This is a genomic window from Mycobacterium sp. 852013-50091_SCH5140682 (assembly GCF_001665685.1).
Classification (GTDB): Bacteria; Actinomycetota; Actinomycetes; order Mycobacteriales; family Mycobacteriaceae; genus Mycobacterium.
This window is the reverse complement of record NZ_LZTB01000028.1, coordinates 112,540-125,796: the sequence shown is the minus strand read 5'-3', so window position 1 is coordinate 125,796 and position 13,257 is coordinate 112,540. Positions and strand designations below refer to the sequence as shown.

Genomic DNA, 13,257 nt, shown 5'->3' with positions numbered 1-13,257 from the left:
CCGCGCGGCGGCCGATCGGGCTGGTGACATGCTCGTCGCCCGAACGCCCATCCGCCGTGCGCGTGAAGACGGCCAGGTTGCGCCGGATGGTGTCAGACCATGTCGCGGCTGACGGCTCACCCACGGGCGGGCGTCGGCTCGCGCGTCAGACCGGACACCTCTTCGAGGCTCTTGCCTTTGGTTTCGGGGGCCATGAACAGGCACACCACGAACGCCGCGGCGGTCAGGATCGCGCCGAAGAGCATGGTGGTACCGGTTCCGAGCGCCGACATGCTGATCGGCAGCAGATAGGTGCCCGTCGCGGCGCCGAAGCGGCTGATGCCGGTGGCGAAACCGACTGCGGTGGCGCGTAATTCGGTGGGAAACAACTCGTTGGGGTAGATCCACACCAGGATGCTGGGGCCGCCCGAGATGAAGGCGTACAGGCAGAAGCAGCCGACGATGAACCACAGCGGGCCGCCCGCCCACAGCCAGAGGCCGGCCAGCGGGAGAACCATCAGTCCGAGCGGCACCACCGCGATGGGGCGTCGGCCCCAGCGCTCGACCAGGTAGAGGGCCGGGATCGACCCGGCGACGATCAGGCCGATGATGACGGTCTCGACCATCAGCCCCATGGGGCCCTCACCGGAGATCTTGAAGCCCTGCAGGATCGACGGCAGGAAGGTCAGCAGTGCGTAGAGCGGGGTGACCACCGCGAGATAGAGCGCCGAGCACATGATGAGCCGACGTCCGTACTGGCCTTTCAGGATCGCCGAGAGGTTGACCTTGGGCTTGGCTTCGGTGTCGTCGGTGCTCACCTGGCTCAGGTCGAGTTTGACGCCGTAGATGCGCTGCACTACTGCTTCGGCGTCGGCGACCCTGCCGTTGTTCATCAGCCAGCGTGGCGATTCGGGAATGCCGCGGCGGATGAGGATGACGATGACCCCGAGCACCGCGCTCGACGCCAGCAGCCAGCGCCAGTTCTGGTTGCCGTCGGAGACGGCCACGACGATCGCGCCGACGACGTAGGCGGCGACGGCACCGGCCGACCATGCCACAGCGGACATCCCGACCATGGCACCGCGCTTCTTCGTCGGGGTGAACTCGGTCAGCAATGAGGTGGCGATCGGGTAATCAGCTCCGATCGCGGCCCCGATGACGAACCGCAGCACGATCAATTGCCAAGGGGCGGTGACGAATACCGACAGGGCGCAGCCCGCGACCAGCACGAGCAGGTCGAGCGCGTACATCTTCTCCCGGCCGACGCGGTCGGTGATCACCCCGAAGACCGTGGCGCCGAAGAAGATACCGATCAACGATGCGGCACCGATCAGGCCCGATTCGGTGGTGCTGGGATTCATGTCCTCGCCCACGCCGATCAGGGCCACGCCGATGATGCTCATGACGTACCCGTCGAGGAACGGGCCGCCGCAGCAGGCGATGAGCAGTTTGGTCAGAAACCCACGGTTGGTGGGCCGGTCCAGGACGTCCAGCGGGTTCATCGGGGTTCTCCAGAAGATGATGCGGTGTTGTTGAGCAGTGCGTATGCGAGTTGTTCCAGCACCAGCGAGGCGGATTGGGATGCGTTGATGCTGGCGTCGAGTACCTGTTTGGTGACCGACATCGTCATCGGGTGGTACGCGGCGAGTTCGTCGGCGACGGCCAGCGCGGCCGCCACATGCTCTCCGGCAGGGGCGATCTCGGTGATCAGGCCCCAGTGTTCGGCGACCGCGGAGTCGATGCGGCGACCGCGCAGGATGAGGTCACGGGTGCGGCCCGGCCCGAGGATCCTGGTGGCGCGGGTGACGCCGCCGGACGACGGCAGGATCCCGATGCCCACCTCAGGGAACCCGAATATCGCTGCGGGATCGGCGATGCGAATGTCGGCGGCCAATGCGAGTTCGAGTCCGCCACCCAGGCAGTAGCCGGTGATCGCGGCGACGGTGGGTTGGGGCAGGCCGGCGAAGACTTCGTACACCGAGCCGGATTCCCGGTAGTAGGTGGCGATGGCGGCCGGGGTCATGTCACGCAGCTCGGTGACGTCGGCACCGGCCGAAAACACCGTATCCCCACCGGTGATCACGACCGCCCGGCTCGATGTCAGCTCGGGTGCGTGCAGGGCCTGCAGCAGCTCGGCCTCCATGTGCGTCGACAGCGCGTTGCGCTTGCGTTCGCGGCGCAGTGTCACGACGGCGACGTTGCCCTCGCGGCGTACTTCCACGCTGCCTGGGTGTTCTGAGCTGGTGGATGCCCCGGCCGCCATCTGGCTACTCCCCGTCCGTGGCGTAGGGGAACGACAGCAGCTTTTCCAGGCCGCGCTTCTTGGTCTCGTTCGCGATGACCAGGCGCTGGATCTCCGAGGTGCCTTCCCAGATCCGGTCGACCCGCAGCTCACGCCACAGCCGCTCGACGGGGTAGTCGCGGATGTAGCCGCGGCCGCCGAAGATCTGGACGGCCCGGTCCACGACGCGGTTGGAGGCCTCGGAGGCTGCGAGCTTCACGGTTGCGGCCTTGGCGTGCAAGGTCTTTCGCTGGTCGGCGTTGTCGGGGTCGGCCTGGTCGAACTCCCATGCGACCTGGTGGGTCAGAGCCCGGTTGGTGGCGATGTCGCATACCGAGTCGGCGATCATGCCCTGGATCAGCTGGCGGTTGATGAGCGTGTCGCCGCCCTGGACCCGCTCGCGCGCCCAGTCGACGGCCAGCGTCAGTGCCCGCTCGGCCGCGCCGATGGTGCGCGCACCGATCATCAGCCGCTCCTCGGTGAACCAGTCGCGGGTCAGCTCGAGGCCCTCGCCGATGCCGCCGAGCACTGCCTCGGGGCCGACTTTGACGTCCTTGAAGGTGAACTCGGGGTGCTCGTAGACGAAGGTGTGGGTGAAGCGCGGCACGTTGGTGATGCTGACGCCCGGGCTCGGCACGTCGATCAGGAACATGGTCGGGGCGTTGTCGGGCTGCACGTAGGCCAGCACGATGAGATAGTCGGCGACGTCACCGACGGTGACGAACCACTTCTCGCCGTTGATGATGTAGCCGCCGTTGCCGTCGGGCGTCGCGGTGGTCTTCGCCGCGGAGAAGTCGGAGCCTGCGTCGGCCTCGGAGATGGCCACCGCGTCGCGGCGGTCGCCGCGGGCGCCCGGGATCAGGTAGCGCTCGCGCTGTTCGGGGGTGGCGTGGGCGAGCGGGTTGGCCGGGCGCCACACGGCGTCCCACAGTGCGTTGGTCAGCTTGCCCAACTCGTCCTGCACGACGACCTGTTCGAGCACGCTCAGGCCGGCGCCGCCGAATTCGACCGGGGTGTTGATGGCCTGCAGGCCTGCCTCCAGGACGGCGGCCTTGATGACGGCGTGCGACTCGGCCGAGAGGCCGTTGTTCTGCTCGCATTCGAGCTCGAACGGGATGATCTTCTCGGTCAGTGCGCGGGCGCGGTCCTTGAGCTCCGCGAGCCGTGGCGTGTATGCGAATTCCATTGTGGAAGTTGTCCTTTCGTATTGTGATGAGATGTCGGTCAGGGGGCGAGAACGATGCGGGCGTCGAGGCCGAGCGCGCCGGACGGGGTGGCCAGCAGGGGATTGACCTCGAGTTCGGTGATCTCGGGATGGTGTGCGGCCACGGAGGTGACCGCCGCGATGGCAGCCGCGGCCGCGTCGAGGTCGACAGCAGGACGCCCGCGGACCCCGCGCAGCAGCGCCGCGGCGCGCAGGCTGTCGAGCATCTCCCGCGCGGTCGCGTGGTCGACGGGGGCCAGCGCGAAGGCGACGTCCTTGAGCACCTCGGTGAAGATGCCGCCGAGCCCGACCATGGCGACCGGTCCGAATCGCGGATCGCTCTGCACGCCGACGATGAGTTCCACGCCGTCGCGCAGATCGGCCATCGCCTCGACGCAGAATCCCGGCGGGCTCAGCCGCTGCTGCATGTCCTGCACCGCCGCACGCAGTTGCTCCTCGTCGGCCAGGCCGAGCGCGACCCCGCCGGAGTCCGACTTGTGCAGCAGGCCCATGGCTTTCAGCACCACCGGGTAGCCGATGCGCCCGGCGGCCTCGGCGGCGGCGTCGGCCGATTCGATCAATGCCGCGCCGGGGAAGTTCAGTCCTGCGGTGCGGAACAGCTCGCGGGCCTCCCAGTAGCTGTCGGATTCGGCTGCCTGCTCGGCGGATTCGGCCAGTTGCGGTAGCGCGGGCGGGGTCCTGCCGTCGCCGAAGATGGCCAGGGTGCGTGCGGCGTCCTCGACCGCGGCGAACACCGGCAGGCCGGACTCGGCGAGCACCCGGGCGGCTTCGCTGCCGTGGTGCATGGTGTGCACCACGACCGGCTTGCCGTGGGCCTTGGCGATGCGGGCCATCTCATGGGCGGTCTCGATCTCGCGGGCGGCCAGCGCGTCGCCGTAACCGCCGTAGCCACCGAAGTATCCGGTGATCAGCACGGCATCGAGGTGCTCGTTGGCGAGCGTGGTCTCCAGCACCTTGGCGAACGAGGTGATGTCCTGCTCACCTGCTCCGGCCAGGTCGACCGGATTGGTCACCGCGGCCGACGGCGGCAGCAGCGCACGCAGCGCGTCGCTCACCGAGGCGTCGAATTCCGGCACGCTCAGGCCCGCGGCCTCGACGATGTCCGATCCCACGCCGGCGTGCCCGCCACCGTCGGCGACCACCCCGACGCGACGGACTCCGGTGGGTCCGAAGCTCAGCAGTGCAGCCGCGGCGTCGGCGAGCTCGCGCGGCGAGCGCACGCGGTGGATTCCGGCGGAGCGGCAGGCTGCCGCGATCACGGCACTGTCGGAAGTCAGTGCGCCGGTGTGGGATTGGGCGCCGCGGACGGATGCCTCGCTACCGCCGACGGTCAGCAGCAGCACGGGCTTACCCGCGGCAGCGGCCTCGGCGGCGGCGGCCACGAAGGCCCGGCCGTCTCCGAAGTCCTCGCAGTACACCGCGATCACATCGGTGCCCGGGTGCCGGGTGCAGGAGCGGATGACGTCGGCCACGCCGAGGTCGGCCTGGTTGCCCAGGGAGACGAAGCGCGAGAATCCGTGTCCGCGCGCGGCGAGGAAGCCGGACAGTTCCAGGGCCATGTTGCCGCTCTGGGACAGCAGCGCGACTCGGCCGGTCGGCATCGGGTTCGACGCCAGGTAGAGCTCGGTGGTGGAATCCAGTACGCCCAGGCAGTTCGGGCCGAGCAGCAGCGCCCCTGCATCGCGCACGCGCTTGACGATGCGTTCCTGCAAGGCCCGACCCTCGGCGCCGAGCTCGGCGAATCCCGCGGTGACACCGACGATCGCCTTCGCTCCGGCGGCCAGGGCGTCCTCGACGGCCTGCTCGAACCCCGCGGCGGGGACGGCGACGGCGACCAGGTCGACCGGGTCGGTCACCTCGGAGAGCGCCTTGATGGTTTCCCGGCCCAGGACCGGCTCACCGCGCCGGTTCACCAGGTGCAGGCTGCGGCTGCTGGGCATCCGCAGCGCCTGTACGGAAAGCCAGTTTCCGTACTTCGTCTCGTCGTTGCTGGCACCGACGATTGCGACGGAACGCGGGTTGAACAGGGCGGTGAGGTCGCGAGGCGCGGGGGCGGTCATTCGTTGTCCTTCAATTGCGGTGCGGGATGGGAGTTGCCCCAGGCGTCGGCACCGCCGTCGATGACGATCGTGGTGCCGGTGACGTAGCCGGCGGCCGGTGAAGCGAGGAACGCGATGGTCGGCGAGATGTCCTGGGCCGTGCCGAGCCGCCCGAGCGGTACCGCGGCGGCCCATTGGGCGCGGGCGTCCTCGGTGTAGTTGGCGTCCATGCCGTCGGTGGCGATGGTCCCCGGGGCGATGCAGATGCTGCGGATCCGGTACTTGCTCCACTCCAGCGCCAGACCGCTGGCCAGGTTCTCCACGGCCGCGCGCGCGGAGGTGGCGTGGACGAACGAGGCGATGCCGCGGCGCGGGGAGAACGCCATGAAGAAGATCACGCCGCCGCGCTGCGGAATCATGGCGCGCGTCGCAACCTCATGCGTGACGGCCCAGGTGCCGTCGACGGCCAGTCGGTGCACGGCCCGGAAGCCTTTCAGGCTGATTTCCTCGGCCGGGGCGGAGAACTGTCCTCCGGCGTTGTTGACCAGCACGTCGATGCGTCCGAACCGGTCCAGCGTCTGCGTAACCATCTCGGCGACCTGTTCCTCGTCGCGGATATCGGTCGGTATCGCCAGGGCGCGCGCCCCGAGTGCCTCGATCTCGGCGGCGGTGTCTTTGAGCGGCTCGGGCCTGCGCCCGCTGATGACGACGTCTGCGCCGCAGCGCGCGAATTCCAATGCGGTGGCTCGTCCGATGCCGGTGCCGCCACCGGTGATCAGTGCGACCTTGCCGCGGTGCAGCGTCGGGCTCAGGGCGTCGGATGCTGGACTCGACGGCTCTCCCACGATCGTTCCTCCCGTTTGACTGATGCATCAGTTATAGCGTGAGCGGACGCACGCCGGTCAACCTTGTGTGATGCAGATCACAACATGGTCATCGACTATTTGTCCACGTAAAGTGCGTTTTTCCGCAGGTGGACCCGCGTGTCGCGTGGGGATTGGAGGCGTCTGACGCGCGAGTCGAATCTGACTGACGCGTCAACCTGTCAAATGTGGTTTGATTGCTGAGTCAGGTAGCTACGGGAAGAAAAGATCGACGTGACTGCTGAGAATGCCGACGATTCCAGGAAGGCCGCGATCCTCGACGCCGCCGCGCAGCTCATCGCCGAGCGGGGTTATCACGCGGTCCGCATATCGGACATCGCGCAGGTCGTCGGTACCAGTACCGGCACGGTGCACTACTACTTCCCCGGCAAGAACGACGTGCTGACCGCGGCGCTCAAGCATTCGATCGACCACGCCTTCGGCAGGCAGAGCGCGGAGCTCAAGGCCATCGATGACGCCCATCAGAGGTTGCTCAAGCTCATCGACATGCAGTTGCCCCGGGTGGGCGCGGTCAGGGACGAGTGGTCGGTGTGGATTCAGTTCTGGGCCGAGGCCCTGATCCGTCCCGAGCTTCGCCCCATCCACGGCGCGTATTACGAACGGTGGCGCGAGACGATCCGGCGCATCGTCGAACGCGGTCAACGTCAGGAGGTGTTCCGCACCGACGTCGACCCCGACACCGTCGCCCATCGGCTCTCGGCGCTGACCGACGGCATGGCGATCCAGGTGCTCACCGGCACCCCGAACATGACGGTCAGTGCGATGAAAGAAGTCCTCGTCGAGTTCATCCAGGATGCGCTGATTCCACGGGCATCGGCGGTCCGCCGGGGGGAAAGCGCCTGAGCGGCGCTCAACGTGCGGTCTACCTGTGGCTCAACTCCACAGGGTCACATGCACTTTCGGCCGGAACCGGGCCACCCCCACGCCCGTGCCGCGGATCATCGCCTGCGTGCAACGCGGTGTGGTGATGAACCGGACCAGCTCCGAGACGGCGGGCTGGCGCGCTGCGGTGGGCAGGGTGGAGGCTGACCATTCGCCGGAGATCTGCAGGCCTGGGCCCTTGACGTGGACGAGCCGTCCGCTCGTCAGATCCTTCGCGACGGCGAAGCCGATGGTCGGTGTCAGCCCGCCGACGCGCTGAACTTCGTCGAGCGCGGCGGCATCGCTCTGAAAGATGCGTTGGCGTGCGTCGGGAATCGCGAGACTGCGCAGCATGGAAGCGATTTCGCCGTCGACGCTGCCGCCTGGCGGGCCCAGCAGCCAGTGTTGTTCCTGAAGTAGGCCTGGCGTGGGGGTGCGGCCGGCCAGTGGGCTGTCGGGTGCGGTGACCGTGATGATCTGATACTTCAGGAAGGGCCGGACGACGAGTTCCTGGCCGTTGCTGTCGGGGGCCGGGCCCAGCGCGATGTCGACGGCGCGCGAGGTGATCAGATGCGCGAACTGGCCGGTCGGATGCACGCTGAGCTCGACCGAAAGGTCGTCGGCGCGGGACGAAAACAGTTCGATGAGGCCCGGTGCCGCGTGCTCGGCGAAGGCGCTCGACGCCGCGATGCGCAGCAGCCTGCGGCCGTGCGCGGCTTCGGTCACCTCGATCGCGGTCTGCTGCTGCAGGCCCAGAATCTCGATGGCGCGGCTGGCCAGCCGCAGCCCGCCCGGGGTGAACGCCAGCCCGGCCGCTGTCCTGGTGAACAGCGGATCGTCGAGTTCTTTGCGCAGCTGGGCGACGTGCATCGACACCCCGGCATCGGAAACGCCGAGCTCCTCGGCAGCCGCGCGCACCGAACCGAGTCTGACCACCGCCGAAAATGCACGCAGTTGCGCAGGTGTCACGTATGCAGCCTAAATTGAAAACGTGAGAGAGGTGCTGAGCACTCTGTTAGCAGTCTGGCGGGCAGGCGGCACCGCCGGTCTCGCGACGGTGGTGCGGACATCTCGATCGGCCCCGCGCCCGCCCGGTGCCGCGATGGTGGTGGCGGCCGACGGCACGGTGAGCGGCTCGGTGTCGGGCGGTTGTGTCGAGGGTGCGGTCTACGAACTGGCGTCCGAAGTGCTGGCCACGGCAGTCCCTGTGCTGCAGCGCTACGGCGTCAGCGACGATGATGCGTTCGAGGTCGGGCTGACGTGCGGCGGAATACTCGACGTCTTCGTGGAACCGGTGTCGCAGAGCACTTTTCGTGAGTTGGACGCCGTCGCTGCCGACATCGACGCGCACCGCCCGGTCGCCGTCGCGACGGTCATCGCGCACCCCGACGTGACCTGGGTCGGCAGGCGGCTGGTGGTGCGCCGCGACCCGGGGGACGGTCCAGTCGACGGCTCACTCGGGTCTTTACGGGCGGACGCCGCGGTGACCGACGATGCGCGCGGCCTGCTCGCGGCCGGCCGCAGTGAGGTGCTGACCTACGGGCCTGACGGTCAACGGCGCGGCGAGGGCATGGAGGTGTTCGTCGCGAGTCATGCGCCGCGGCCCCGCATGCTCGTGTTCGGGGCCATCGACTTCGCCGCCGCGGTCGCGCAGCAGGGTGCGTTCCTGGGCTACCGCGTCACCGTTTGTGATGCCCGCCCCGTGTTCGCCACCTCGGCGCGGTTCCCGACGGCCGACGAGGTCGTCGTCGATTGGCCGCATCGCTACCTGGCCGCGCAGGTCGCCGCCGGCGCCATCGACTCCCGCACCGTGATCTGCGTGCTGACCCACGACCCCAAGTTCGACGTGCCGCTGCTGGAGGTGGCGCTGCGGTTACCCGAGAACGCCCGGGCCGCCTACATCGGTGCGATGGGATCGCGGCGCACCCACGAGGACCGGCTGCAACGGCTGCGCGAGGCGGGGCTGACCGAAGCCGAGTTGGCCGGACTGTCCAGCCCGATCGGGTTGGACCTCGGTGGCCGGACCCCGGAGGAGACCGCAGTGTCGATCGCGGCGGAGATCGTGGCCCGGCGATGGGGCGGCGGCGGCAGGCCCCTGGGCGAAACCGGCGGCAGGATCCACCACGAGCTGGGGCAACAGGTGTCCCAACCGGCGAGTTAAGTGATCGCTTAACTCGCTATTGACGCCGACGACAGACAGGCGTGAGCTGGGTCACATGCAAGTTCCCGGCCCCTTCGAGTACGAACGCGCCACCAGCGTCGACCACGCCGTCGGTCTGCTGGACAGGTTGGGTGAGGACGCCAAGATCGTCGCAGGCGGTCACAGCCTGCTGCCGATGATGAAGCTGCGGATCGCCAACCCCGAATACCTCGTCGACATCAACGACCTCGCCGCCGAGCTCGGCTATATCGTCACCGACCCCACCCTCGTGCGCATCGGGGCCATGGCTCGGCACCGCGAGGTGCTGGAGTCAGATCCGCTGGCCCAGGTGTGCCCCATCTTCCGCGACGCCGAACGGGTGATCGCCGACCCCGTCGTCCGCAACCGGGGCACCCTCGGCGGGTCGCTCTGTCAGGCCGACCCGGCCGAAGACCTGACCACTGTGTGCGGTGTCGTCGGTGCGGTCTGCCTGGTGCACGGACCATCGGGGGACCGGGAGATTCCCATCGACGATTTCCTGGTCGGCCCGTACGAGACCGCGCTGGCCCACAACGAGATGCTCATCGAGGTGCGGATACCGGTACGCCACCGCACCTCCAGTGCGTACGCGAAAGTAGAACGGCGCGTGGGGGATTGGGCGGTGACGGCGGCCGGCGCGCAGGTGACACTCGATGGGGATTCGATCGTCGCCGCACGCATCGGCCTCACCGCGGTCAACGCCGACGCTCAGGCGCTGCGCACGCTGGCGGATTCCCTGGCGGGTCGACCGGCGACCGAGGAGACCTTCGCCGCGGCGGGAGCAACCGCCGCGCAGGCCTGCGAACCGATCGGCGACATGCGCGGCAGCGCCGACTACAAGCGGCACCTCGCATCCGAGCTGACCATCCGCACGTTGCGCACCGCGGTCGAGCGGATACTCAGCACCCCATGACCGGAAGGAAATTGATCATGCAGGTCAACATGACAGTCAACGGCGAAACCGTCGCCGCTGAGATCGAGCCGCGGATGCTGCTGGTGCACTTCCTGCGTGACGAGCTGGGCTTGACCGGAACCCATTGGGGCTGTGACACATCCAACTGCGGCACGTGCGTCGTGGACGTCGACGGTCAACCGGTGAAATCGTGCACCATGCTGGCCGCGATGGCGTCCGGGCACGCGGTGCGCACGGTCGAGGGTATGGAGGTCGACGGCCGGCTGGACCCGGTACAAGAGGGGTTCATGCAGTGTCACGGCCTGCAGTGCGGCTTCTGCACCCCGGGCATGATGATCACCGCGCGAGCCCTGCTGGACCGCAATCCGGACCCGACCGAAGCCGAGATCCGCGAAGCCATTTCGGGCCAGATCTGTCGATGCACCGGCTACACCACGATCGTGCGCTCCGTGCAGTGGGCGGCGCGGCATGCCCGGGAGGAGGCGAAGGCGTGACCACTTTGGAAAACCCGGTCGACCGGCCCGAGGACACCGCCGTCAACGACGAGAAGCCCTGCGGGCACGGCAGGATGCTGCGCAAGGAGGACCCGCGGTTCATCCGCGGTCGCGGCAACTATGTCGACGACGTGAAGCTGCCCGGCATGCTGCACCTGGCGATACTCCGCTCGCCGTACGCCCACGCCCGGATCGTCAGCGTCGATGTCAGTGCGGCGCAGGCGCATCCGAAGGTCAAGGCCGTCGTGACCGGCGCGGACCTGGCGGGCAAGGGCCTGGCGTGGATGCCGACCCTGTCCAATGATGTGCAGGCCGTGCTGGCGACCGACAAGGTGCGGTTCCAGGGCCAGGAGGTGGCCTTCGTCGTCGCCGAGGACCGCTACTCGGCGCGGGATGCCTTGGAGCTCATCGACGTCGAGTACGACCCGCTGGATCCCGTGATCGATGCCAGGCACGCGCTGGACGCCGATGCCCCGGTGATTCGCACCGACCTCGACGGCAAGACCGACAATCACTGCTTCGACTGGGAGACCGGTGACGCCGCCGCCACCGAGGCGGTGTTTGCGACGGCCGACGTGGTGGTCAAGCAGGAAATCGTCTATCCGCGGGTGCATCCCGCACCGATGGAAACCTGCGGTGCGGTGGCCGATCTGGACCCCGTATCCGGCAAGCTGACACTCTGGTGCACCTCGCAGGCCCCGCACGCGCACCGCACGCTGTACGCACTGGTCGCAGGTCTGCCCGAGCACAAGATCCGGGTGATCTCCCCCGACATCGGTGGCGGATTCGGCAACAAGGTGCCGATCTATCCCGGCTATGTGTGCGCGATCGTCGGCTCGCTGCTGCTCGGTAAGCCCGTCAAGTGGATGGAAGACCGCAGCGAAAACCTCACCAGCACAGGCTTTGCGCGTGACTACATCATGGTCGGTGAGATCGCCGCGCGCAGTGACGGCAAGATCCTCGCGATCCGGTCCAATGTACTGGCCGACCACGGCGCGTTCAACGGCACTGCCGCCCCGACGAAGTACCCCGCCGGCTTCTTCGGGGTGTTCACCGGCAGCTACGACATCGAGGCCGCCTACTGCCACATGACCGCGGTGTACACCAACAAGGCGCCCGGTGGCGTGGCGTACGCGTGCTCGTTCCGCATCACCGAGGCCGTGTACTTCGTCGAGCGTCTGGTGGATTGCCTGGCGTTCGAGCTCAAGATGGATCCCGCCGAGCTGCGGCTGCGAAACCTGTTGAAGCCCGAGCAGTTCCCGTACAAGTCGAAGACCGGCTGGGTGTACGACTCCGGCGAGTACGAGAAGACCATGCGCCTGGCGATGGAGATGATCGACTACGACGGACTGCGAGCCGAACAGCGGGAGAAGCGCGAGCGCGGTGAACTCATGGGCATCGGCATGTCGTTCTTCACCGAGGCCGTGGGCGCCGGGCCGCGCAAGGACATGGACATCCTGGGGCTCGGCATGGCCGACGGCTGTGAGCTGCGGGTGCATCCGACCGGAAAAGCCGTGGTGCGCTTGAGTGTCCAGACGCAGGGGCAGGGGCACGAGACGACGTTCGCGCAGATCGTCGCCGAGGAACTCGGTATCCCGCCCGAGGACATCGACGTCGTGCACGGCGACACCGATCAGACGCCGTTCGGCCTGGGCACCTACGGCAGCCGGTCCACCCCGGTGTCGGGTGCGGCAGCTGCGTTGGTCGCCCGCAAGGTGCGCGACAAGGCCAAGATCATCGCCTCGGGCATGCTGGAAGCCTCCGTTGCCGACCTCGAGTGGGACAAGGGCAGCTTCCACGTCAAGGGCGACCCCACGGCGTCGGTGACCATCCAGGACATCGCGATGCGGGCCCACGGCGCGGGGGATCTGCCGGAGGGGCTGGAAGGCGGGCTCGACGCCCAGATCTGTTACAACCCAGAGAATCTCACTTATCCGTACGGGGCGTACTTCTGCGTCGTCGACGTCGATCCCGGCACGGCGGTGGTCAAAGTGCGCCGGTTCCTCGCGGTCGACGACTGCGGTACCCGGATCAACCCGATGATCATCGAAGGGCAGGTGCACGGCGGCCTGGTCGACGGCATCGGCATGGCGCTGATGGAGATGATCGCGTTCGACGAGGACGGCAATTGCCTGGGCGGATCGCTGATGGACTACCTCATCCCGACCGCGATGGAAGTACCGCACTTCGAGACCGGCCACACCGTGACCCCGTCGCCGCACCACCCCATCGGCGCGAAGGGTATCGGTGAGTCCGCCACGGTCGGTTCGCCGCCCGCCGTCGTGAACGCCGTCGTGGATGCGTTGGCGCCGTTCGGGGTTAGGCACGCCGACATGCCGTTGACGCCGTCGCGGGTGTGGGAGGCCATGCAGGGCCGGGCCAGACCGCCTATCTAGAGGGAG

11 protein-coding genes are annotated in these 13,257 nt (G+C 68.1%); 5 read left to right on the top strand and 6 right to left on the bottom strand.

Going from position 1 to position 13,257, the window contains the following annotated elements; all coding sequences use genetic code 11:
• Positions 1–116: 116 nt before the first annotated feature.
• From A5784_RS09610 to A5784_RS09590, 5 genes are read right to left on the bottom strand one after another with little or no spacing between them, the layout of a single operon-like run.
• Entirely contained in the window at positions 117–1,481 is a 1,365-nt protein-coding gene (locus tag A5784_RS09610; protein WP_064944636.1) for an MFS transporter, read from the bottom strand.
• On the bottom strand, positions 1,478–2,242 hold the full coding sequence (locus A5784_RS09605; protein ID WP_064944634.1) for an enoyl-CoA hydratase/isomerase family protein: 765 nt from the start codon (positions 2,240–2,242) through the stop codon (positions 1,478–1,480). The genes A5784_RS09610 and A5784_RS09605 overlap by 4 nt, the downstream gene beginning before the upstream one ends.
• A 4-nt stretch (positions 2,243–2,246) precedes the next feature.
• Positions 2,247–3,446, bottom strand: a complete 1,200-nt coding sequence (locus A5784_RS09600; protein WP_064944632.1) for an acyl-CoA dehydrogenase family protein — start codon at positions 3,444–3,446, stop codon at positions 2,247–2,249.
• Positions 3,447–3,484: 38 nt separating this feature from the next.
• On the bottom strand, positions 3,485–5,545 hold the full coding sequence (locus A5784_RS09595) for an acetate--CoA ligase family protein (protein WP_064944630.1): 2,061 nt from the start codon (positions 5,543–5,545) through the stop codon (positions 3,485–3,487).
• On the bottom strand, positions 5,542–6,369 hold the full coding sequence (locus tag A5784_RS09590) for an SDR family oxidoreductase (RefSeq protein ID WP_232005992.1): 828 nt from the start codon (positions 6,367–6,369) through the stop codon (positions 5,542–5,544). Before A5784_RS09590 ends, A5784_RS09595 begins: the two co-directional genes overlap by 4 nt.
• Positions 6,370–6,621: 252 nt before the next feature.
• On the opposite strand from A5784_RS09590, the gene A5784_RS09585 reads away from it, so the two are divergent.
• Complete coding sequence (locus A5784_RS09585; RefSeq protein ID WP_064944628.1) at positions 6,622–7,251, top strand: TetR/AcrR family transcriptional regulator; 630 nt, start codon at positions 6,622–6,624, stop codon at positions 7,249–7,251.
• A gap of 30 nt (positions 7,252–7,281) precedes the next feature.
• Here A5784_RS09585 and A5784_RS09580 read toward each other — a convergent pair whose 3' ends face one another.
• Positions 7,282–8,238, bottom strand: a complete 957-nt coding sequence (locus A5784_RS09580) for a LysR family transcriptional regulator (protein WP_064944625.1) — start codon at positions 8,236–8,238, stop codon at positions 7,282–7,284.
• Positions 8,239–8,260: 22 nt separating this feature from the next.
• Between A5784_RS09580 and A5784_RS09575 the strand changes: the two genes are divergently transcribed.
• The 4 genes from A5784_RS09575 to A5784_RS09560 are packed head-to-tail and all read left to right on the top strand — an operon-like array spanning position 8,261 to position 13,251.
• A complete protein-coding gene (locus A5784_RS09575) occupies positions 8,261–9,430 on the top strand; it encodes an XdhC family protein (RefSeq protein WP_082944732.1) in 1,170 nt (389 codons plus the stop codon).
• A gap of 55 nt (positions 9,431–9,485) precedes the next feature.
• Positions 9,486–10,361, top strand: coding sequence for an FAD binding domain-containing protein (locus tag A5784_RS09570; protein WP_064944621.1), 876 nt, complete (start codon positions 9,486–9,488; stop codon positions 10,359–10,361).
• A gap of 17 nt (positions 10,362–10,378) precedes the next feature.
• Positions 10,379–10,855 (top strand): (2Fe-2S)-binding protein, encoded by a 477-nt coding sequence (locus A5784_RS09565; RefSeq protein WP_064944619.1) that lies wholly within the window; start codon positions 10,379–10,381, stop codon positions 10,853–10,855.
• Positions 10,852–13,251, top strand: a complete 2,400-nt coding sequence (locus tag A5784_RS09560; protein ID WP_064944726.1) for an aerobic carbon-monoxide dehydrogenase large subunit — start codon at positions 10,852–10,854, stop codon at positions 13,249–13,251. Before A5784_RS09565 ends, A5784_RS09560 begins: the two co-directional genes overlap by 4 nt.
• The last annotated feature ends 6 nt before the right edge of the window (positions 13,252–13,257 follow it).